Raw genomic sequence first — 20437 nt, 5'->3', positions numbered from 1 at the left:
TGCAGGAATCAAGATGGCACCCATTGCGGACGGATACTGACCGCTATCTCCCTACGATGGAGTCATGTCCACCGGATCGCGCATGCTCACGCTCCTCACGCTCCTCCAGAACCACCGGTTCTGGACCGGCGATGAGCTCTCCGCGAAGCTCCAGGTGAGCTCGCGCACGCTGCGTCGTGACGTCGAGCAGCTCCGGGAGCTCGGCTACCCGGTCGAGACGACGCGCGGCGTCGGGGGTGGGTATCGGCTGAGCGCGGGCGGTTCGCTGCCGCCCCTCATGGTCAGCGACGAGGAGGCCCTGGCGATCGTGCTCGGACTGAGGGCCGTGACTGCCAGTGGGGTCCAAGGGGTGCAGGATGCGGCGGTCGGCGCGCTCGCGAAGATCGTGCCAGTGCTGCCGATGCACGTGCGCAAGCTCGCTGCTGGTATCGGTTCGACGGTTGGCGCCGGGCAGGCGCGCGAGGGGGCGCCCCAGGTCGAGGTCGCCGTGCTCGCCAGCGTCGCGACGGCCTGCCGGGACCGCACGATGCTGAGGTTCGACTACGAGAAGCGCGATGGTGCCCTCTCGAGTCGGCTCGTCGAGCCGCACGCGCTCGTTCCGGTCGCCCGGCGCTGGTACCTCGTCGCGTTCGACGAGGGCCCGGGTGCCTGGCGCACGTTCCGCCTCGACCGGATGCGCGGCGTCGAGTCGCTGCCGAAGAGCTACGGCTCGCGGCCCATTCCGGGAGGCGATGCTGACGCGTTCGTGCAGTCGAGCATCCGCAACCTGCCCGCCCGCTACGAGGCGGTCGTGCGAGTCGAGGTGCCAGCCGAGCAGGCGCGGGCCGAGGTCGGCCAGTGGGGCGTGGTCCTCGAGCTAGAAGAAGGGTGGAGCGAGGTGCGGATGCGCACGGACGACCTCGACTACGTCGTGTACCTGCTCGCCAGGCTCGATGCCCGGTCCGAGGTTGTCGGACCGCCGGAACTCGTCGACGCGCTGCGAGCCTGGGGTCGCCGGCTGCTGAGCGTTGGCCTCCCGGAGGAGCCGGGCGCCTCCGAGTGACTGAGTCGGTTTCAGACGTAGCGATTCATGGCCGCGAACTCGATGGAGACGGCCCTGATGTCGTCCCAGGTGAGCGCACAGGCGGAATCGGTCGCCTGTGGCTGCGCGGCCCGGTCGCGGATGCGTCGGGCGAGCAGCTCAGGGTCGTCGCAATCGGCGACGAGGAGGAAGGTCGTGACCAGATAGTCGCCATGTTCTCTCGCGACCTGTTCGCAGAGTCGCGAAGCGGCCTGCTCGCAGGCGGTCAGAACGATCGAATCGCTGACGCCCGGGTTCGCGAGTACCACGATGACGTGGCGCAGCTTCGGCAGCTTCGAGGAGAGTGCGACGCACTCGAGTGTGACCTCCTGCAGGAGGGTGGACAAGCTTCGGCGCTTCTCTGTTCGAGAAGCGTCTCTCCCGATAATCAGAGAAACAGGAGAATCCGCCAGTTCCTCGAATGTCGAGGCTCCGCTTTCATCGGACCGAAAACGTGGGTCAAGGGTGGCAAGGCACGGTAAGGCGTCGCCCCGAAGAATAAGCTTGGGCGCGATCTTCTTGGGTTCTTTTCCTGCGTGACGATGCCCCGGCGCCGAAAAGGCGCCGGGGTTCGACGAAAACATTGCTTGATACCTCGTTCAGAGCTGCAAAGGAGGCGCGTGGGGGCGGGCCTCCGGTGGTCTCAGGTGTCCCAGTGCGGCCGGTCGTTCTAGCTCTTTCGCTTGAACGGGTCTTCTGCCTGAGTCTTGTCTCGCTTGAGTGCGCGTCGCTCCTTCAGCGTGAGCTGGGGTGCCTTCTTCGCGTTTTCCTTGGACTTTCTGTCTGCCATTTTCTTACTCGCTTCCCTTTTTCTCAGCTGGCGGGTATCCGGACGACCATAGTCCATTTCCTGCGCTTTCTCACCCTTGGGGAAAATGGCTTTTCTGGGGGTTCTCGGGCTATCATGATCGTTTACCCTTTTGTCGCCTCGCGACATGAAAGAGGAGGTTCCCGTGGAAACGGTCTGGATGACGCCGACGGCATTGCGTGCTCTGCAGGACGAGCTCGAGGCGCTGCTGCGCGTGGGCGCCGACTCGTCGGCGCGCGGCAGGGAGCTTCGAAAGCTCATCGATCATGCCGAGGTCGCCGCCAAGCCCGACGATGGGCTCGTCGAGGCGGGTATGCAGGTCACGGTTCGCTTCGACGGCGCCGGGCGCGAGGCGACCTTCCTGCTCGGAAGCAGGGTGCTCGCCGGGTTGGACCCGAGCGTCGCGATCGACGTCTACTCGTCGGACTCACCCCTCGGGGAGGCCATTCTGGGGAGCCGAGTCGGCAGCACGGTGACCTTCACGGCACCGGCCGGCCAGCAGTGCGTCACCATTCTGTCTGCCGTGCCGTTCTCCTGGTAGTGCTCTCGCCCGGGGAGAACTCCCCGGGCGATAGCGGGAATTCACTGGGGAAATCCGGGTATCGTAAGCGCCTCTTCTCCGCACCTCGGTGCGAGAGCCGTAGCCGCCCGACCTCCCCGATGGCTTCCGCAGAATGGACCCCCGCCATGCCCCGCACCACGCCCTCCACACACGCCGCCGGCGTCTCGAACAGCGAGCGACGCGAGATCGGCCGCCGCAGCATCCTCACCGGAGCAGCCTGGTCTCTTCCGGTCATCGCTCTGGCCAGTGCCGCCCCGGCCTCCTCCGCGAGTGGCGCGACCGGCGCAGACCTCCAGCTCACGAACGGAGCCGGCTACACCGACTCCTGGTACAGCGAGGACGGCCTGCAGCTCCAGTCGCTCACGGTCGGGACCATGTTCTCCGTCACGAACCTGAGCACGGCGCCAGCGCCGACGGGATTCACGGCGCGCGCGAGCTGGGACGCCCGCTGGGCGACGGCAGTCGAATGGACCGAAGGCTCGGTTCCCGGGCCGATCACGACCGTCGGGAACGTCTCGACCCAGTCGGCCGAGCACCCGGAGCCGATCGCGGCTGGGGCGGAGGGCCGGCTCCGTGTCCTTCCCACTCAACCGAGCGCGCTGACGGAGATGCTCCCCGACCTCGCGCCCTGGAAGGTCGAGGTGATCACCAGCGGAGACCCGGACCTGAGCAACAACACCGTCACGTACACGTCCCAGATCGAGGACATCGAGCCGTGGGATGCGACGCTCTCGACCGTGTGGGGAGTGCATCCGGTCACGATCGATGGAAGCGAGTACACCTACTCCTTCCCGCGGCAGCTCACGATCACGTCCACCGGACCCAACCCGATCCCTGCCGGCGAGACCATCGAGTACTCGTTCGCGAGCCAGCCGACCGACTTCATCACCGCGTTCGACGTCGCCACGGCGACGATCGACGGGGTTGCTCGCCCCGGCTTCCTGAAGGAAGAGGACTGGGCGATGGCGCCGAGCAAGCTGTGGACCACGACGCAGGAGGTTCCCGTCGGCTCGACGCTCACCCTCGACTTCACGTTCTCAGCGGGCCCGAACGCCGAGGAGGGCGTGGTCACCTCGCTCGCCTACGGCTACCTGCGCGGCGGGAAGCAGCGCGTTCCTCGCGAGGACATCCAGTTCCTCGCGCCGCGGACGTCGCTCGCGGTCTAGTTCTCGGAGCGTTCCGCGACGAAGCGTCTGGTGACGGCGATGTCCCGCTCGCCCAGGCCAGCATCCACGAGTTCGTCGAAGGCGGCCCGCAGGGTGGGGAGCAGCACTGGATGCGTGCCGGTCGCGTCGGCGACATCGGCGGCGAAGGTGAGGTCCTTCACCATGTACTTGGCGACCCCGGAGGGGGAGTCGTCTCCCGTGACGAGCTTCTCGCGCCTGCTCTCGAGCAGCTTCGACCCGGCGTAGCCGCCGCCGAGCAGATCCCAGAGCACGGCGAGGTCGATGCCGCTGCGCTCGGCGAGCACGCTCGCCTCGCCGAGCGCCAGGATCGTGGATGACACGATCATCTGGTTGCAGGCCTTCGCGACCTCGCCGGCGCCGAGCGGCCCGAGGTGCACGGGGCGTCCGCAGGCATTCAGGATGCTCGTGGCTGTCGCGACCTCGTCGTCACCTCCGCCGAGCATGATCGAGAGCGTGCCAGCTTTCGCGCCGTCTTCGCCTCCGGAGACGGGGGAGTCGATGACGCGAACGCGGCCCTCGCTCTCGCTGGCGAGGCGCTCCGCGAGCTCGCGGAGCCCGGTTGGCGACACGGTGGAGCCGACCATGATGAGCAGCTCTCCTGCGCCCGCGAGCAGGCCGTCGTCCCCGGCGAGCACGGCCTCGAGCTCTGGGAGGTCTGGGAGCATGACGAGGATCGCGTCGCTGGCCGCTGCGAGTTCGCGTGGCGACTCGTGCCAGGTGGCGCCTGCTTCGATGAGGGCGCTTGCCCGGTCGGGGCGGCGCCCCGTGAGCTGGAGGGTGCCGTGTGCGGCGAGCAGGTGGCCGGCCATCGGGAGACCCATGGCGCCGAGGCCGAGTACGCCGACGCGAGGAGTGTGAGCAGCAGTGGTCATGAGCACACCCTAGCCTGCTGACCATTGTGTAGGACAGTGTCCACAGTGTTGAATCGACGTAGACTTCACCACGAGAGACTGCACCTGTCGCCACGAATCGAAGAGGATCCCATGACTGACAGCCCCCAGAAACTGCGCGCGGTCGTCGCCGTCGACCTGAGCGAGGAGCTCTGCCAGCTCATCGAGCGTCTCGAGCCTCGACTCGAAGTCGTGCGGGACCACACGTTCTACCGGCCAATGCGTGGGCCCGCCGACTGGTCCGGAGATCCGAGCGTGACTCGAACTCCCGAGCAACAGGCCGCGTTCGACGAGCTCGTCGACTCGGCTGACGTCCTCTTCGGGCTCCCGGATGTCGACTCCGCCTCCCTCGCGCGCACGGTCGCGGCTAACCCGCGACTCCGCTGGGTGCATGCGACGGCGGCTGGCGGTGGAGGGCAGGTGAAGGCGGCGGGCCTCGGCCAGGATGCACTCGAGCGCATCGTCTTCACGACGAGTGCCGGAGTCCACGGCGGGACCCTCGCCGAGTTCGCGCTCTTCGGCGTGCTCGCCGGGGCGAAGGATCTTCCGCGGCTGCAGCAGCAGCAGTCGGCCCGGCAGTGGACGGGTCGTTGGGAGATGCGCCAGCTCGACGAGATGACCGTGCTCATCGTGGGCCTCGGCGGCATCGGCAAGGCGGCGGCGCTGAAGTTCTCGGCCCTCGGTGCCACCGTGCTCGGCACGACGCGCAGCGGCGAGGCCGTCGAGGGTGTCGACAGGCTCGTGCCCATCGATCAGCTCGCCTCGGCCGTGTCTGAGGCCGACGCGATCGTCGTCACACTCCCAGGCACCGATGCGACGACGGGACTCCTCGGTGAGGAGGTCTTCGCGAACGTGAAGCCGGGGGTCATCGTCTCCAACGTCGGGCGCGGCACGGTCATCGACGAATCCGCGCTTCTCGCGGCCCTCGGCGACGGACGCGTCGGATTCGCGGCCCTCGACGTCTTCGAGGTGGAGCCGCTGCCGGACGAGAGTCCGCTCTGGGCGCACCCGAACGTGCTGGTCAGTCCGCACACGGCCGCGCTCTCGAGCGCAGAGGAGCCCCGAATCGCGAAGCTCTTCGCCGAGAACGCGCGCCGGCTCCTCGACGGTGAGCCGCTCAAGAACGTTGTCGATATCGTCGAGTTCTACTGATTCCCCACCTGTGGGCCCGTTGCGACGTCAACGGGCCGGCAGGCGTGACGAGGCGAGGAGCGGCACCGTGCCAGAAGCTGCGGATGCATCAACGAAGGCGGGCGCGCAGGACGCGCCGGAGCGCGACCTCGCACCGGCGGTGACGCGCTCGCTGCGCATCCTGTCGCTGCTGGCCGACGCTGATGGCGCGCCCATGACGCTGAGCGACATCGCCAGGGCGCTCGGGATCGCGAAGTCGTCGACCGCCAACCTCGTCGCCGTTCTCGAAGACGGGAGGATGCTGCAGCGTGTGCCCCAGGGGTACCAGCTCGGCAGGCGCACAGCCGAGCTCGGCGGTGCGTTTGCGCAGCAGTTCAACCAGATCAGAGAGTTCTTCGGGGTGTGCGATGCGTCGCCCGTGCTTCGCAGCGAGCTTGTGCAGGTGGTCATGCTCGACGGCCCGGATACGGTCTACCTCGCTCGTCACGAGGGTCGACGGCGCTACCAGCTGGGCACGCCGCTGGGTTCGCGCCTGCCGGCGGCGCTCACGGCCTCGGGTCGTGCGTTGCTCATGCGTCTTGACGACGAGGAGGTCGTGGAGCTCGTCGGTGCTTCCGCCTCCTTCCCGAAGTTGACGCCGCAGAGCATCGGGACGACGCGTGAGCTGCTCGACTGCCTTGCCGTCGCCCGGGAGCGCGGCTACTCGATCGACTCGAACGGCTCGGTCGGGGGAGTGACGGGCGTCGCGGTGCCGCTCGCCTCCTGGTCGCCGAGCGATCCCCCGTTTGCGCTCGGGGCGGCTCTGCCGACGGAGCTCGCGGATGCCGACCACGTCGCTCGGGTCGGTGCGGCGCTCATCGAGGCCGCGCGGGAGCTCACGAACCCGCTCGCGGGACGGTAGTTCAGCTCCCGACGGCATCTCGTGCGTTCAAAGTGTTGAACGTCGTCCACTGGAGTGTTAGCTTGTGGTCAGCAAGCATGCACCGCCGGGCTCACCACGGCCTCGGTGCACCGCACATCAAAGGAGATGTTTCGTGACTGAGAACACCCGGCCTCCAGTGCCGACCGACGACCCGGAGTACGCAGACAACCTGCGCCGCGCGACGTTGGCCTCGAGCATCGGCTCTGCCCTCGAGTACTTCGACTTCGCGCTCTACGGCCTTATGACGGCGCTTGTCTTCAACAAGCTCTTCTTCGACCAGAGCGACCCGGCCGTCGCCGTCATCGGCGCCTTCGCCATCTACGGCGTCGGCTTCGTCGCCCGTCCCTTCGGCGGGCTCTTCTTCGGCACGATGGGTGACCGCCTCGGCCGCAAGGGCGTGCTTGTCATCACGATCGTGCTCATGGGCGGCGCATCCACCGCGATCGGCCTCCTCCCCACCTACGAGACGATCGGGCTGTGGGCCCCAGCGCTGCTCGTGCTCCTCCGTCTCGCGCAGGGCTTCGGCGCCGGTGCCGAGCAGGCCGGTGCCACGGTGCTCATGGCCGAATACGCGCCCGTGAAGCGCCGCGGGTTCTTCTCCGCGCTCCCGTTCGTCGGGATCCAGGCCGGCACGCTCCTCGCCGCCGTCGTCTTCAGCCTGCTGACGCTCATGCCGGACGAGGCGTTCCTGTCATGGGGCTGGCGGATCCCGTTCCTCGGGTCGTTCGCCCTCATCCTCGTCGCGCTGTTCATCCGCATGCGCCTCCGTGAGACCCCGACGTTCGTCGAGCTCGAGAAGAGCGACCAGGTCGCCGACCACCCGATCCGTGAGATCTTCACCCGCGGCATGCCTGGCGTCATCACGGGCATCGGCCTGCGCATGGCCGAGAACGGCGGCTCGTACATCTTCCAGAACGTGTCGCTCGCGTTTGTCGCCGGCACGTTCATCGCGAACCCCGTCGACCGAGGCATCGCGACCTGGGGTGTCACGATCGGCTCGCTCATCGGCATCTTCTCGGTACCGCTCTCCGGACACCTCTCCGACAAGCTCGGCCGCCGCGCCGTCTACCGGTTCGGCGCCGTCTTCATGCTGCTCTTCGCATTCCCCGCGTGGTGGATGCTCTCGCTCGGCAACGGGCCCCTCACGATCGCGGTCATCGCCGTCGGTATCGGTGTGGCCGTCAACTCGATGCTCGGGCCGCAGTGCGCCATGCTCCCTGAGCTGTTCGGCAACAAGCACCGATACCTCGGTGTGGCCATGGCCCGAGAACTCTCTGCCGTGCTCGCCGGCGGCCTGGCCGGCGTGGTCGGCACGTGGCTGCTCACGCTCACCGGCGGCAACTGGGTGGTCATGGGGCTCTACCTCGCGACGCTCGCCGCGATCACCACTGCAGCGACGTTCCTCGTTCCAGAGACGAAGGGGCGCGACCTGCTCCGCAAGGAGGACGCCATCCGCGTCTCCACCGACGAAGAGGACACCGGCCTGATCGACCTGCAGGACATCTACGAGGCCGCACCTGGCGCAGGCGCCGCGAGCAGCGCATCCGCCGCGGTGGGGGCCAAGTCGTGAGCCTCCCAGCCGGGCTGAAGGCCTTCGACCTCACAGGTCGGACAGCCCTCGTCACGGGGTCGAGCCAGGGCATCGGCCGGGCACTCGCCGGCGGTCTCGCCGCCGCGGGGGCCAGGGTCGTGGTGCACGGACGGGACCGGGCGAAAGCCGAGCGCGCGGCGGCGTCCATCGCCGACGCGCTCGGCCTCGCGGGAACGCCGGCCGAGCCGATCGTCTCGACCTTCGACGTGACGGATGCGCCAGCGGTGGATGCCGGCATCGGCGAACTCGAGGCGAGCATCGGAACAGTCGACATCCTCGTCAACAACGCGGGCATCCAGCGGCGCGCCCCCATCGCCGAGTTCACCGACTCCGACTGGCATGAGCTGCTTGCCACGAACCTCACGAGCGCGTTCCTCCTCTCGCGCCGCGTGGCTCGCGGCATGCTCGAGCGCGGCACCGGCAAGATCGTGAACATCGGGAGCGTGCAGTCGCAGATCGCCCGCCCCTCGATCGCGCCATACAGTGCGACGAAGGGCGCCATCGTGATGCTCACGAAGGGGCTCTGCGCCGACCTTGCGCCGGCGGGGATCACCGTGAACGCGCTTGCTCCCGGTTACTTCGCGACCGAGCTCACGAAGGCGCTCGTCGACGACGCCCAGTTCTCGGCCTGGGTTGCCCAGCGGACGCCTGCCGGGCGCTGGGGGCAGGTCGACGAGCTCGTCGGTACGCTCGTGTTCCTCTCCAGTGACGCTTCGGCGTTCGTGAACGGCCAGACGATCTATGTCGATGGCGGAATGACGGCGGTTGTGTGATGCGAATCTCCAGGATCCAGACCAGTGACGGCACCATCACGCACGCGTTCGCCGATGGCGACTCGTGGGTGCCGTGCAATGACCCCTACGAGGCGTTCGCACGCGGCGTCGAGCCGACGCGCAAGGGGGAAGCGGTCGCGGATGCGACGCTGCTCGCTCCGAGCGAGCCGCGCATCGTCGTCGGGATCGCGCAGAACGGGCCGGAGCATCCCTCACCGGTGCAGGCGTGGCTGAAGAGCCCCCGAACGGTCGTGCCGAGCGGAACCCCGGTCGTGCTGCGCCGAGGCGTCGGCAAGGTCGTCATCGAGGGCGAGGTGTGTGTCGTCATCGGCCGTGACGCGGTCGACGTATCTGCGGAGGACGCGCACACCGTGATCCTCGGTCTCACCGCCGTGAACGACATCTCGAACCCAGACCGGGGCAGCGTCGACCCCCGCAACTTCGAAGGCAAGGGCGGAGTCGGCTACACGCCGCTCGGCCCATGGATCGAGACGGGAGCGGACCTCGCCGACGCCCAGCTCGAGGTGCGCATCAACGGCGAGCGGAAGGTGCTCACCGGAAGCCAGGAGCTGCCAGCGGGCATCGCCGAGTGCGTCGCCTACGTCACGAGCTGGGTGCCGCTCGGCCCCGGCGACATCATCATGACGGGCGCCCCGAAGTCGGGGTTCGCAGCCGAACCCGGTGACCTCATCGAGATCACCGTCGCGGGCGTGCCGCTGGTGACGCCATGCGTCTGAGCCACGAACGATTCGACGTGCAAGGAGTTCGCAAGTGACCCAGGAGAACCTCGCAGTCGTCGCCCACGGCAAGGGCGACCTGCGGCTCGACGCGCTGCCGGAGCCGGAGCCGACCCCGGATCAGGCCGTGGTCGCGATCGCGTATGGCGGCGTGTGCGGATCGGATCTGCACTACTGGATGCACGGGGCCGCGGGGGAGTCGATCCTGCGTGACCCGCTCCTCCTCGGCCACGAGATCGTCGGCACCGTCCTCGAAGCAGCGGCTGACGGGAGCAGCCCTCAGGTCGGCCAGCGAGTCGCCGTCCACCCCGCCACGCAGGGTGATGATGGCGTGACGCCCTACCCGGCCGAGCGACCGAACCTCTCTCCTGCCGGCACCTACCTCGGCTCCGCCGCGCGCATCCCGCACACCCAGGGGGCCTTCGCGCGTCGCGTCGCCCTGCCGGCACGCATGCTCCGAGTGCTGCCAGCGGGACTCGACCTCAAGCTGGCATCCCTCGCCGAGCCGGCCTCCGTCGCCTGGCACGGAGTCGGGCAGGCTGGAGACGTGCGAGGCAAGCGCGTGCTCGTCATCGGCGCCGGCCCGATCGGTGCGCTCGTCGTCGCCGTGCTGAAGCACCACGGTGCCGCCGAGATCATCGCGAGCGACCTCCACGAGCTGCCGCTCGCCGTCGCCACCGAGCTCGGCGCGAATCGCGTCATCGACGCGCGGGATGCAGCGGCGATCGCCGCCGTGCACGCCGACGTCGTGATCGAGTCCTCTGGCACGGTGCCGGGGCTCGCCAGCGCCATCCGCGGCGCCGGTCGCGCGGGCCGGGTCGTCCTGCTCGGTCTGCAGCGCAGCGGTGAAGTCCCCGCCCTCCTGTCGCTCGCGATCACTCGCGAGCTGACCCTCGTCGGCTCGTTCCGCTTCACCGACGAGATCGATGCCGTGATCGGCGCGCTCGCCGACGGCTCACTGGTCGTGGATGCAGTGCTCACGCACGAGTTCCCTGCCGAGCAGGCGCTCGAGGCGTTTGCCGTCGCAGGTGACGCCTCCAGGTCGTCGAAGGTGCTGCTCTCGTTCGCCGAGGCTGACGCTGAAGCCGACGCTCGCGTGGACGGGGCCGCGTCGTGACGGCCGTGGAGGCCGAAGGCGCCGCGCGTCCAGCGCTTGCGCATCCGCCCATGGTCGTCATGGGGGTGCAGGGCACGGGCAAGACGACGATCGGCTCAGCACTGGCGGCACGACTCGACGTGACCTTCATAGACAGCGACGACCTGCACCCGCCCGCCAACAAGGCGAAGATGGCGGCAGGGAACCCCCTCGACGACGAAGACCGCGTGCCCTGGCTCAAGGTCATCGGCGCGACGATCGCCGCGAACGCCGCCGAAGGACGCGTGACGATCGTCGCCTGCTCGGCGCTCAAGCGCTGGTATCGGGAGCTGCTGCGCTCGAGCGTCCCCGAGCTGCGCTTCATCCACCTGTCAGGCCAGCGAGACCTCGTCGCCTCACGCCTCGCAACGCGACAGCACGAGTTTATGCCGACGACGCTGCTCGACAGTCAGTTCGAGGTGCTCGAACCGCTCGCGCCCTGGGAAGCGGGGGTCGTGGTTCCCGTCGCGGGCACGCCAGCCGAGATCGTGGACGCGATCGTCGCGTATCTCGAAAAAGCCGAACCCTCCGAAGCCTGAGGGGCCGTCAGAGCTCGACCTTCACCGTGCTCGCGAAGTCGACGCCAGTCGCATCGACGAGTGCCCCCACAAGCGGGTGCCATGGGCGAGTGGTGGGCCCGGACAGCACGAGCTGCCGCGGCCTGCGTGCCGTGAGCGGGCGCATCACGAGGTCCTCCGGGAGCATCCCGCGCCCCAGGGACGGGATGACGGCGACGCCCATGCCCTGCTGCACCATGCGGAACATCGTGCTCATCTCGCGGACGCGGTGCGAGAAGACGTAGGGGAGCCCGAGCTCGTCGTGCATCTTCCTGACGTGCGTCTCGCATCCGCCCGTCGACACGATGAGGCCGTCGTCGTCGAGCTCGTCGAGCGGGATCGAATCCTGCTGCGCGAGCGGGTGGTCAGCGGGCACGAGCGCAGCGAACTCGTCCGTGGCGACGAGGAGTCCGCCTGGCGGTGCGGGGGATGGCTCGACGAGGACCGCGGCGTCCACGAGTCCCGCTTCGAGCCACTCGGGCATCTCCTCGTCGTCGCCCTCGTAGATCGACACGGCGATGTTGGGCAGTCGCGCGGACCACAGGGCGAGCAGATCGGGGACCAGCCCCTGGCAGACCGTCGCGACGGCTCCGAGTCGGACGGTGCCGGACAGGGTCTCGTCGCGGCGCACAGCGCTCTCCAATGCTGAGACGGAGGCCAGCGCGGCTCGCGCGTGCTCGATCACACCGAGGCCGAGAGCGGTGAGGGTGATCCCGCCGTCGCGGCGCAGGACCCGGCCGCCGACAGCCTTCTCGAGGCCCGTCACGGAGTGCGAGATCGCCGACTGGCTGACCCCCAGCTCGGTGGCGGCAACAGTGAAGGACGCGCGATCCACGACCGTGACCAGCGCACGGAGCTGGGCGATGGTGACGCTCATGAGGTCTCCTCATGTGGGGATGAAGCAGATGCATTTGCCTCATGTGTGGGTGCCGCCAACAATAAGTCCCATGAGTCCTACCGGCAACACCCGCGGCACCGTCGCCGCCTTTGTCGTCCTCTCTCTCGTGTGGGGTGCGAGCTTCCTCTTCATGAAAGTCGGACTCGAAGGGCTCAGTCCAGCGCAGCTCGTGCTGGGGCGGCTCACGCTGGGAGCCGCGGCACTCGTCGCGATCATGCTGGTCACTCGGCGACGCTGGCCGAGGGGCCGGAAGATCTGGGTGCACATGCTCGTCGTGTCCCTCGCGCTCGCGGTTGTGCCCTACTCGCTCTTCGCCTGGGCTGGGCAGTACATGCCGAGCAGCCTCTCGAGCATCTACAACGCGACGACACCCATCATGACGCTCCTGCTCATGCCGATCGTGCTCGTCGGCGAGCGGCTCACGCGCACGCAGGTCGTCGGCCTCGTGGTCGGCCTGAGTGGGGTCGTCGTGCTCGCGGGTCCCTGGCAGCTCATCGGCACAGGCCAGGCGCCCGAGCTGCTGCCCGCGCAGCTCGCCTGCCTCGGCGCCACCATCTCCTACGGATTCGCCGGGCTCTACATGCGCCGGTTCCTCACGAGCTCGGGATACGACACGATCACGCTGTCGACCGTCCAGATCGGCCTGGCCGCCGTCATCGTGTGGCTCCTCGCGCCCCTCACCGCGCGGGGCGAGGTCTCGCTCGACCTGCCGGTGCTCCTGGCCGTCGCAGGGCTCGGCGTGCTCGGGACCGGGCTCGCCTACATCTGGTACAACCGCATCCTGCGCGACTGGGGTCCGGCTCGCGCATCCACCGTCACCTACCTCTCGCCAGTTGTCGGCGTCATCCTGGGGGTCGTGGTGCTGGGGGAGTCGGTGCACTGGAATCAGCCGCTCGGCGGCCTGATCGTCGTCGTGGGAGTGCTCGCGAGTCAAGGGCGTGTGCCCGGGATGCGGGCTGGAAATGTCGCCGCCGCCCCTGTCGCTGCCTCCGTCGCCGCTCCCGTCGAGGGTGCGCTGCCAGTGGAGTCGAGTCCGCGGGAATAGATCCGCACGCGCTACGTTGTATGCATATGCATGGAGTTGGGAATCCAGAACCAAACCAACCTGGCCCGTGCATCCACAACGAAAGGGCTGAACATGCAGTTCGGAATCTTCTCCGTCAGCGACATCACACGCAACCCGGTCACCGGCGAGACGCCGAGCGAGGCCGAGCGCATCGACGCGATCGTCAAGATCGCGCAGAAGACCGAAGAGGTCGGCCTCGACGTCTTCGCCATCGGGGAGCACCACAACCCGCCCTTCTTCTCCTCCTCGCCCGCCGTGCTCCTCTCGCACATCGCGGCACTCACGAAGACGCTGCGCGTCTCCACGTCGACGACCCTCATCACGACCAATGACCCCGTGCGCATCGCCGAGGAGTACGCGATGCTGCAGCACCTATCCAAGGGCCGCATGGACCTCATGCTCGGCCGCGGCAACACCGCCCCCGTCTACCCGTGGTTCGGCAAGGACATCCGCTCCGGCCTGCCCCTCGCCCTCGAGAACTACAACCTGCTCCACCGCCTCTGGCGCGAGGACGTCGTCGACTGGGAAGGCAAGTTCCGCACTCCCCTGCAGGGCTTCACCTCGACGCCCCGCCCCCTCGACGACGTGGCACCGTTCGTGTGGCACGGCTCCATCCGCACCCCGGAGATCGCCGAGCAGGCCGCCTTCTACGGCGACGGGTTCTTCGCGAACAACATCTTCTGGCCGAAGGAGCACTACATGCGCCTCATCGACTTCTACCGCCAGCGCTACGAGCACTACGGCCACGGCAAGGCATCGCAGGCGATCGTCGGCCTCGGCGGGCAGGCGTTCATCGCCAAGAACTCGCAGGATGCGAAGGACCAGTTCCGTCCCTACTTCAACGAGGCGCCCGTCTACGGCCACGGGCCGCGCATGGAGGACTTCATGCAGCAGACGCCGCTCTCGGTCGGCAGCCCGCAGGAGGTCATCGACAAGACCCTGACGTTCCGCGAGCACTTCGGCGACTACCAGCGCCAGCTGTTCCTCATGGACCACGCCGGCCTGCCGCTCGGCATGGTGCTCGACCAGCTCGAGCTCCTCGGCTCCGAAGTGGTTCCCGTGCTGCGCCGCGAGCTCGAGGCGCTTCGGCCCGCCGAGGTCCCCGACGCGCCCACGCACGAGTCGCTTGTCCTCGCGAAGTACGGCGACGCGGCGCCGCGCCAGCCTCGCCCCAACGAGAACCGTGGCGACAACGTCACCGGCTCCTCGCCCTACCAGGACACCGCGCTCGTCGCGTAGCCATCGAGAAACGCATGCGCGGGGCCGGCCCTCTCGGTCGGCCCCGCGCATCCGCTCGGCCCTCGGCTCTCCTCTTCGCTCTTCTCTCAGCACGAACCAGTTCGGAAGGACTCCCATGACCAACGCACAAGGCGCCTACCGGGTCGTCGTCGTCAACGCCGGTATCAGCGACCCGTCGTCGACGAAGCTGCTCGCAGACCGCATCGAGCGTGGCGTCTCCAAGCTCGCGGCGACACGAGGCCGTGACGTTGTATCGACGCACATCGATCTGCGGATGCTCCTCCCCGAACTGCCGGCAGCCCTCGGCTCGCAGAGCTTCGGCCCCCAGTTCGAGCGCGCCATCGCGGCGCTCCGCGACGCCGACGGCATCATCGCGGCCGCCCCCGTCTACAAGGCCGGGCCGAGCGGACTCTTCACGTCGTTCTTCCAGACCCTCGACAACGACCTCCTCATCGCCAAGCCCGTCGTGCTCGCCGCAACCGCCGGCACGGCGCGTCACGCGCTCGTCGTGGACGAGCAGATGCGGTCGATGTTCGCGTACCTGCGCACCATGACCGTGCCCACGTCGCTCTTCGCCTCAACCGAGGACTGGCAGGATGCGGGCCTCGGGTCCCGCATCGAGCGCGCATCCGTCGAGTTCCTCGCCCTGATGGAGGCTGGCGTCGAGCAGACGATCCGCGGCGACAACTGGGGCGGCTACCAGCACGAGCTCGGCAGCGCAGGCGGAACCGAGCTCGGCATCGAGCTGAACTCCGACCTCATGCGCATGGCCGCAGGCGGAGGCGCGGCCTAGCTGCGCTGCGGTTCGCGCTCGCCGCACTGCCTCGCCGCCCTACCTCGGGTGCCCGTCTCGGGGTGAGAAAGTAACTTGGTTATGGGAACTTCTCCAGCACGAAGTGACTTCGCCACCCCGTGGCATCGCGTGGCGTGAGCGCCGGTGTCCCTCCTCTCGTCAGGTCCCGTCCCGCCCGGTCCCGTCTCCTCCCGTCCCGTCCGATCTCCTGTCTCGGGATGGGAAAGTCACTTCGTTGTGGGAACTTCTCCAGCGTGAAGTGACTTCCCCACCCCGAGGCGTGGCGTGGCGTGAGCGCCGGTGTCCGTCCTCTCGTCAGGTCCCGTCCGATCTCCCGTCTCGGGATGGGAAAGTCACTTGGTTATGGGAACTTCTCCAGCACGAAGTGACTTCGCCATCCCGAGACTGGGCGGATGCTCCCGCTGCGGTTCGCCGCCGAGGCTCTGATCAGACCGAGTCGAGACAATGGGGGCATGACTTCTCCGAGAACCGACCTCCGCAAGCGCGCGATCCTGGCAGCGGGACAGGGCGCGCTGACCGCCCTCTACTACGCCACCCCTGACGTGATCTCGTCGAGGGCTGGTCGCGGAGTCGCGAAGACGATGCTGGCCCTCGGCGTCGGCGGGCTCGCGGCGTCGGAGTACGACGAGCTGAAGCTCGGCAAGCGCGGCCGCACCGAAGACACCGACCTGCTGGTGCAGCCCGCGGCGCAGGCACCGGGCGAGCTCATCGGCGGCCCAGGCGATCAGGCTGATGCGCCGCACCCGCTGCCAGGCGAGCGTCCGCAGGGTGAAGACGAGGTGGACGGGAAGCCGCAGAGCTTCTCCCAGTTCTGGATCTCGCTCTCTCCGGCGAGCCGGGTCGCCCTCGGCGGGCTCGCCGCGGCGGCTGGAATCGGGTCGATCCTCGCTGCCGTCGCCGGCGAGCGGTGGATCTACCGCTTCGGCGAGCGTCGCGCCGCCCGCGGGGTGACGACCGCGCACGCCAAGACGGGCCTCGTGATCGGCGGCCTCACTGCGCTTATGGCACTGATTCCGCCGCCCGAGGACAAGTAGGCCCTCGGCCGCGGGCGTTCCCTGCGGCGCAGGGCCGCGGCCGTCCAACTTCCGTGACGCCGTGCTTGCGCTGACGCCCCGGCGGTCTGCCGATGCCGAATCGTCACGGAAGTTGGACAGGAAACGCGAGTCCGTTCGCGGCGACGCCCATTGCAGCAGCAGCCCATTGCAGCAGCAGTCCAGTGCTGCAGGAGTGCGTCGGCGCGCAGGCCCAGCGCTCAGAATCCGGCGAGCACCTCGTCGATGATGGTGATGCCGCGGCGTGCGTCAGCGTCGGTGATGACGGCGGGTGGCACGACGTGGATGCGGTTGTCGGCGACAAACGGCAGCAGGCCGCGGGCCACGAGTTGCGACTTGATGCTCGCCATGTCGGCCGCGGCGAGCGGTGCGCGCGTCAATGGGTCGCTGACCAGCTCGACGGCCCAGAAGATGCCCTTGCCGCGCACCTCGCCGATGACGTCGTGGCGTGCGGCGAGCTCGTGCAGCGCAGGGCCGATGACCTCGCGTCCGAGGCGGGCCGCGTTCTCGACGATGCCCTCCTCCTCCATGGTCTCGAGGGTCGCGACGATGGAGGCCGCGGCCAGTGGATGCCCCGAGTAGGTGAGCCCGCCAGGGAAGACCTCCTCGTCGAAATGCGCAGCGATCTCCTCCGAGATGATGACCCCGCCGACCGGCACATAGCCCGAGTTGACGCCCTTCGCGAAGGTGATGAGGTCGGGGCGGACGTCGTAGGCGTCGAACGCGAACCACTCGCCGGTCCGCCCGAACCCGGCCATGACCTCGTCGAGGATGAGCAGGACGCCGTAGCGGTCGCAGATCTCCCGCACGCCGGCAAGGTACCCGGGCGGCGGCACGAGCACGCCCGCGGTTCCGGGGATGCTCTCGATGAGGATGGCCGCGACGGAGGCGGGGCCCTCTGCCTGGACGACGCGCTCGAGGTGACGAAGTGCCCGCGCGCTCTCCTGCTCGGGCGTCTCTGCCCAGAACTCCGAGCGGTACAGGTACGGGCCGAAGGCGTGCACGTGGCCGCGCGCGTATTCGTTGGGGATGCGTCGCCAGTCGCCGGTCGCGACGATCGCGGCTCCCGTGTTGCCGTGGTAGCTGCGGTACAGAGACACGATCTTGTCGCGCCCGGTCGATAGGCGGGCCATGCGAATCGCGTTCTCGACCGCATCCGCACCGCCGTTCGTGAAGAACACCTTCGAGAAGCCTTCTGGGGCGTGCGACAGGATCAGCTCCGCCGCCTTCGCCCTGGTCTCGTTGGCGTGCGCGGGGGCGATCGTCACGAGCTTCGCGGCCTGCGCCTGGATGGCCGCGATGACCTTCGGGTGCTGGTAGCCGATCGTGACGTTCACGAGCTGGCTCGAGAAATCGAGGTACTCGTTGCCGTCGAAGTCCCACAGCTTCGCGCCTTCGCCGCGGGAAATGGGCAGCGGCGAGATCTTCCCCTGAGCTGACCAGGAGTGGAACACCGAGGCGAGATCGCGCTCGCGAACGTCCGTGTTGCTGAGGTGGGTGCTGAGGGTGGGAGCGGTCATGTCTCCACTCTGCGGCCCCGAATGCACCGCGTTCGTGGTCAAATCGGTGAGAATGGCTGCCATGACTCGACAAAAGCGTCAGCATTGTTCTGCGCACAGGAGGCTGGCGTGAGTGTCACGCTGCGCGAGCTCGTGGAGGAGACCGAGTTCAAGCTGCGGGTGCTGCACGCCGCGGACGCGAGCGCACTGGACCGCGAGCTCGTGTGGGCGCACAGCTCCGACCTCGGCGACCCGACACCGTGGCTCGAAGCCGGCCAGCTCCTGCTGACCGACGGCATGCAGTTCGCGGTGTCGGAGGCACCGGACCCTGGAGTGCAGCCGCAGCGCGCCGCGAACGGACTGCGCTCGCCGGTGTCCGCGACCGCGACCGTTCGATTCCAAGCGCTTGCCAGCGAGGTCGTCTTCGACGCGTATGTCGCCCGACTGCGGGCGGCTGACATCGCGGCGCTCGGCTTCGCGACCGAGATCATCCACGCGGAGGTGCCCGCTGACCTCGTCGCCGCCTGCGAGCGCCACGGCCTGACGCTCGTCGAGGTCGCCGAACGCACCCCGTTCATCGGCATCATCCGCTACCTCGCCGACCAGCGCGCCCTCGAGCAGCGAGCGCGGCTCGAATGGTCGCTGCAGGCGCAGCGCAAGCTCGCGAGGGCCGCCCTCAGGCCCGGTGGTCTCGGCGCGATCCTCGTCGAACTCGAACGGCAGCTGGAGAGCTGGGTGGCGCTCTACGACTCGACGGGGCTCCGCGTGGACGCGCAGACGCGCATCCGGGTGCCGGAGAGCGAAGCCCCTGAGATCGAGCGGATGGTGCAGAGCCTCCTCGCGCGCGGCGGTCGCTCGGGGGCGCACCTGCACGGCGAGAGCGGTGATGTGACCCTGCAGACCGTCGGCCAGCACGGCCAGCTTCGCGGGGTGCTCGCGGTCGGCGGGCGAGCCCCGCTTGACCTGGCGGGCAACGACCTCGTCGCGAGCGCGATCGGTCATGCCTCGATCGCGCTCGAGCAGAATCGGGAGCTGGATGCGGCCCGCGGGCACCTGCGCGTCGGCCTCCTCGAGCTGCTCCTCGCCGGCGAGATGGAGGTGGCGACGCGCACTGCCGAGACGGTGTGGGGCAAGCTCCCCGAGGCTCCGATCCGGGTCATGCAGGCGCGGGGCGGTGAACCGGGGCAGGCGCTCCTCGACCGGCTCGAGCGGCTCGCGGGGTCCGGCCCTGAGCCGATCTTCTTCGCCGCACGGGACCACGACCTCGTGGCGATCGTGCCAGCACGAGGGGGCGCGGCACTGCTCGAGGCGCTCACAGATGCCGGTTTCTCGGCGGGTGCCTCCGCGCCCGGCGGCTGGCCCGAGCTGCCGCGACTGCTCGCGGAGGCGCGCAAGGCCGCGGAGCGCAGCACGCCGAACCGGCCGTCGGTGCGGTTCGAGGACCTCGCCACGACGGGGATGCTCGGCGCGCTTGAAGCGGCCGACGGCCGAGTCACCGCGCGCCGAGTCCTGCAGCCCCTGCTCGAGCAGGGGGAGCAGGGGCGCCTGCTGCTCGACACGCTCGCCGCCTGGACGGAGGGGAACTGCGCGTGGGACCCGGTCGCGAAGTCGCTCGGCATCCACCGGCACACGCTTCGCAGCCGCGTGACGACGGCAGAGCAGCTCCTCGGCATCGACCTGCAGACCTTCGCCGGGCGGGCCGAGGTGTGGTCGGCGATGCGCCTCCTCGACGACGCCTGACGCCGCGCGGCGGCTACTGCCCGTTCCGGAGCCTGTCGGCGAGCTGCCGCATGCTGAAGGCCCGCTTCTGCCAGAACATCCACATCCCGAACCACACGAACGGGGTGAGGAGGCCAGCGCCCAGCTCGAGCTGGTCGCGGTAGAGCGTGCGACCGCCGGGCAGCGGCGAGACGACCATCGTGTGCTCGAACGTCGTCATGACGGCCATGAGTCCCGACTCCGGGTACCCGCGGTCGCGGAGCTCGTGCATCCCGTTTCCCAGGTCTCGGTACTGGCCATCGATGACCTGCGTGCCGAGCGGAACCATGCCGAGCAGGCGGATCTCGACGCGGTGCGGACGCTCGGGTGACCAGCGTTCGGGGAAGCCGCCAGGTTCGAGCGAGCGCACCTCCGCGAGTGGGCCCGCCACTGCGCGGAAGGCTTCCGGCCGCTGGAGGGCGTCGGCGAGCAGTTCGGTTGGGCAGTCGAGCTCGAGCTTGAGGAGGATTCGCACGTGTGCATCCTCCCCCGTGTCTCCGCGCGGCACCTGCACGTCTCGCCCGCCCGCGACAGCGTTGTGGCCTGATGCTGCTGCCGCGGCGCCGAAGCGCATCTCGCCACAACTCCGGCGCGGGAAAACGCGCACGGAGCGGACAGGGAGTGCGGGGGAGGCAGACACAGGGCGGACACGGAGCGCGCCCGCAGGGCGGGCGCCCCGCCTCTAGTCGTTTTCGGGGAAGCCGAGGTTGATGCCGCCGTGCTTGGCGGGGTCGAGCCAGCGGCTGGTGACGGCTTTC

General features: G+C 68.8%; 20 protein-coding genes. 15 read left to right on the top strand and 5 right to left on the bottom strand.

Annotated features, from left to right (window positions below):
- Positions 1-64: 64 nt before the first annotated feature.
- Positions 65-1042 carry a helix-turn-helix transcriptional regulator gene (locus ITJ67_RS16980; protein ID WP_194678422.1) on the top strand — a complete coding sequence of 326 codons (978 nt, stop codon included), beginning with the start codon at positions 65-67 and terminating at the stop codon, positions 1040-1042.
- A gap of 11 nt (positions 1043-1053) precedes the next feature.
- Here the strand turns inward: ITJ67_RS16980 and ITJ67_RS16975 are convergent, their stop codons facing one another.
- The gene (locus ITJ67_RS16975) at positions 1054-1644 is read right to left on the bottom strand and encodes a hypothetical protein (protein WP_194678421.1); all 591 of its coding nucleotides are present in this window, start codon (positions 1642-1644) and stop codon (positions 1054-1056) included.
- A 369-nt stretch (positions 1645-2013) separates the two neighbouring features.
- Here ITJ67_RS16975 and ITJ67_RS16970 point away from each other — a divergent pair, with 369 nt between their 5' ends.
- Together ITJ67_RS16970 and ITJ67_RS16965 are read left to right on the top strand one after the other, a co-directional pair.
- Positions 2014-2409: a GreA/GreB family elongation factor gene (locus ITJ67_RS16970; RefSeq protein ID WP_236558510.1), complete on the top strand. Its 396-nt coding sequence runs from the start codon at positions 2014-2016 to the stop codon at positions 2407-2409.
- A 146-nt stretch (positions 2410-2555) separates the two neighbouring features.
- On the top strand, positions 2556-3596 hold the full coding sequence (locus ITJ67_RS16965; RefSeq protein WP_194678420.1) for a hypothetical protein: 1041 nt from the start codon (positions 2556-2558) through the stop codon (positions 3594-3596).
- On the opposite strand, the gene ITJ67_RS16960 is transcribed toward ITJ67_RS16965, so the two are convergent.
- Positions 3593-4489, bottom strand: coding sequence for an NAD(P)-dependent oxidoreductase (locus ITJ67_RS16960; RefSeq protein WP_160073668.1), 897 nt, complete (start codon positions 4487-4489; stop codon positions 3593-3595). The two genes, ITJ67_RS16965 and ITJ67_RS16960, sit on opposite strands and share 4 nt — an antisense overlap.
- A gap of 111 nt (positions 4490-4600) precedes the next feature.
- Between ITJ67_RS16960 and ITJ67_RS16955 the strand changes: the two genes are divergently transcribed.
- The 7 genes from ITJ67_RS16955 (at position 4601) to ITJ67_RS16925 (ending at position 11335) form a co-directional block, all read left to right on the top strand.
- Positions 4601-5659 (top strand): D-2-hydroxyacid dehydrogenase, encoded by a 1059-nt coding sequence (locus tag ITJ67_RS16955; protein WP_194678419.1) that lies wholly within the window; start codon positions 4601-4603, stop codon positions 5657-5659.
- 67 nt (positions 5660-5726) lie between these two features.
- Complete coding sequence (locus ITJ67_RS16950; RefSeq protein ID WP_323741495.1) at positions 5727-6539, top strand: IclR family transcriptional regulator; 813 nt, start codon at positions 5727-5729, stop codon at positions 6537-6539.
- 133 nt (positions 6540-6672) lie between these two features.
- Positions 6673-8130, top strand: coding sequence for an MFS transporter (locus ITJ67_RS16945; protein WP_194678418.1), 1458 nt, complete (start codon positions 6673-6675; stop codon positions 8128-8130).
- The gene (locus tag ITJ67_RS16940) at positions 8127-8924 is read left to right on the top strand and encodes an SDR family oxidoreductase (protein ID WP_323741494.1); all 798 of its coding nucleotides are present in this window, start codon (positions 8127-8129) and stop codon (positions 8922-8924) included. The genes ITJ67_RS16945 and ITJ67_RS16940 overlap by 4 nt, the downstream gene beginning before the upstream one ends.
- Positions 8924-9661: a fumarylacetoacetate hydrolase family protein gene (locus ITJ67_RS16935; RefSeq protein WP_194678417.1), complete on the top strand. Its 738-nt coding sequence runs from the start codon at positions 8924-8926 to the stop codon at positions 9659-9661. Before ITJ67_RS16940 ends, ITJ67_RS16935 begins: the two co-directional genes overlap by 1 nt.
- A gap of 34 nt (positions 9662-9695) precedes the next feature.
- Complete coding sequence (locus ITJ67_RS16930; RefSeq protein WP_194678416.1) at positions 9696-10778, top strand: L-idonate 5-dehydrogenase; 1083 nt, start codon at positions 9696-9698, stop codon at positions 10776-10778.
- Positions 10775-11335, top strand: a complete 561-nt coding sequence (locus ITJ67_RS16925) for a gluconokinase (protein WP_323741493.1) — start codon at positions 10775-10777, stop codon at positions 11333-11335. Before ITJ67_RS16930 ends, ITJ67_RS16925 begins: the two co-directional genes overlap by 4 nt.
- 7 nt (positions 11336-11342) lie before the next feature.
- Here ITJ67_RS16925 and ITJ67_RS16920 read toward each other — a convergent pair whose 3' ends face one another.
- Positions 11343-12230, bottom strand: coding sequence for a LysR family transcriptional regulator (locus ITJ67_RS16920; protein WP_194678415.1), 888 nt, complete (start codon positions 12228-12230; stop codon positions 11343-11345).
- 70 nt (positions 12231-12300) lie between these two features.
- Here ITJ67_RS16920 and ITJ67_RS16915 point away from each other — a divergent pair, with 70 nt between their 5' ends.
- From ITJ67_RS16915 to ITJ67_RS16900, 4 genes are all read left to right on the top strand, one after another.
- A complete protein-coding gene (locus ITJ67_RS16915) occupies positions 12301-13296 on the top strand; it encodes a DMT family transporter (protein ID WP_194678414.1) in 996 nt (331 codons plus the stop codon).
- 93 nt (positions 13297-13389) lie between these two features.
- The gene (locus tag ITJ67_RS16910) at positions 13390-14556 is read left to right on the top strand and encodes an LLM class flavin-dependent oxidoreductase (protein WP_104244763.1); all 1167 of its coding nucleotides are present in this window, start codon (positions 13390-13392) and stop codon (positions 14554-14556) included.
- Positions 14557-14671: 115 nt separating this feature from the next.
- Entirely contained in the window at positions 14672-15349 is a 678-nt protein-coding gene (locus ITJ67_RS16905) for a CE1759 family FMN reductase (RefSeq protein WP_194678413.1), read from the top strand.
- Positions 15350-15822: 473 nt separating this feature from the next.
- Positions 15823-16404, top strand: a complete 582-nt coding sequence (locus ITJ67_RS16900) for a hypothetical protein (RefSeq protein ID WP_194678412.1) — start codon at positions 15823-15825, stop codon at positions 16402-16404.
- A gap of 218 nt (positions 16405-16622) precedes the next feature.
- Here the strand turns inward: ITJ67_RS16900 and ITJ67_RS16895 are convergent, their stop codons facing one another.
- Positions 16623-17942 carry an aspartate aminotransferase family protein gene (locus ITJ67_RS16895; RefSeq protein ID WP_194678411.1) on the bottom strand — a complete coding sequence of 440 codons (1320 nt, stop codon included), beginning with the start codon at positions 17940-17942 and terminating at the stop codon, positions 16623-16625.
- A 108-nt stretch (positions 17943-18050) separates the two neighbouring features.
- Between ITJ67_RS16895 and ITJ67_RS16890 the strand changes: the two genes are divergently transcribed.
- Positions 18051-19661: a helix-turn-helix domain-containing protein gene (locus tag ITJ67_RS16890; RefSeq protein WP_194678410.1), complete on the top strand. Its 1611-nt coding sequence runs from the start codon at positions 18051-18053 to the stop codon at positions 19659-19661.
- A 13-nt stretch (positions 19662-19674) separates the two neighbouring features.
- Here the strand turns inward: ITJ67_RS16890 and ITJ67_RS16885 are convergent, their stop codons facing one another.
- Positions 19675-20154 carry a hypothetical protein gene (locus ITJ67_RS16885; RefSeq protein WP_160074619.1) on the bottom strand — a complete coding sequence of 160 codons (480 nt, stop codon included), beginning with the start codon at positions 20152-20154 and terminating at the stop codon, positions 19675-19677.
- Positions 20155-20437 lie beyond the last annotated feature (283 nt).

This window comes from Pseudoclavibacter sp. VKM Ac-2867, assembly GCF_015351275.1.
Taxonomy (GTDB): Bacteria; Actinomycetota; Actinomycetes; order Actinomycetales; family Microbacteriaceae; genus Pseudoclavibacter.
This window is presented reverse-complemented; position numbering and strand designations above follow the sequence as displayed.

Coding starts and splice junctions, on each gene's coding strand:
- ITJ67_RS16895 (WP_194678411.1), bottom strand. CDS start 17,942: ATGACCGCTCCCACCCTCAGCACCCACCTCAGCAACACGGACGTTCGC.
- ITJ67_RS16975 (WP_194678421.1), bottom strand. CDS start 1,644: ATGTTTTCGTCGAACCCCGGCGCCTTTTCGGCGCCGGGGCATCGTCAC.
- ITJ67_RS16900 (WP_194678412.1), top strand. CDS start 15,823: ATGACTTCTCCGAGAACCGACCTCCGCAAGCGCGCGATCCTGGCAGCG.
- ITJ67_RS16960 (WP_160073668.1), bottom strand. CDS start 4,489: ATGACCACTGCTGCTCACACTCCTCGCGTCGGCGTACTCGGCCTCGGC.
- ITJ67_RS16935 (WP_194678417.1), top strand. CDS start 8,924: ATGCGAATCTCCAGGATCCAGACCAGTGACGGCACCATCACGCACGCG.
- ITJ67_RS16965 (WP_194678420.1), top strand. CDS start 2,556: ATGCCCCGCACCACGCCCTCCACACACGCCGCCGGCGTCTCGAACAGC.
- ITJ67_RS16955 (WP_194678419.1), top strand. CDS start 4,601: ATGACTGACAGCCCCCAGAAACTGCGCGCGGTCGTCGCCGTCGACCTG.
- ITJ67_RS16980 (WP_194678422.1), top strand. CDS start 65: ATGTCCACCGGATCGCGCATGCTCACGCTCCTCACGCTCCTCCAGAAC.
- ITJ67_RS16910 (WP_104244763.1), top strand. CDS start 13,390: ATGCAGTTCGGAATCTTCTCCGTCAGCGACATCACACGCAACCCGGTC.
- ITJ67_RS16905 (WP_194678413.1), top strand. CDS start 14,672: ATGACCAACGCACAAGGCGCCTACCGGGTCGTCGTCGTCAACGCCGGT.
- ITJ67_RS16915 (WP_194678414.1), top strand. CDS start 12,301: ATGAGTCCTACCGGCAACACCCGCGGCACCGTCGCCGCCTTTGTCGTC.
- ITJ67_RS16920 (WP_194678415.1), bottom strand. CDS start 12,230: ATGAGCGTCACCATCGCCCAGCTCCGTGCGCTGGTCACGGTCGTGGAT.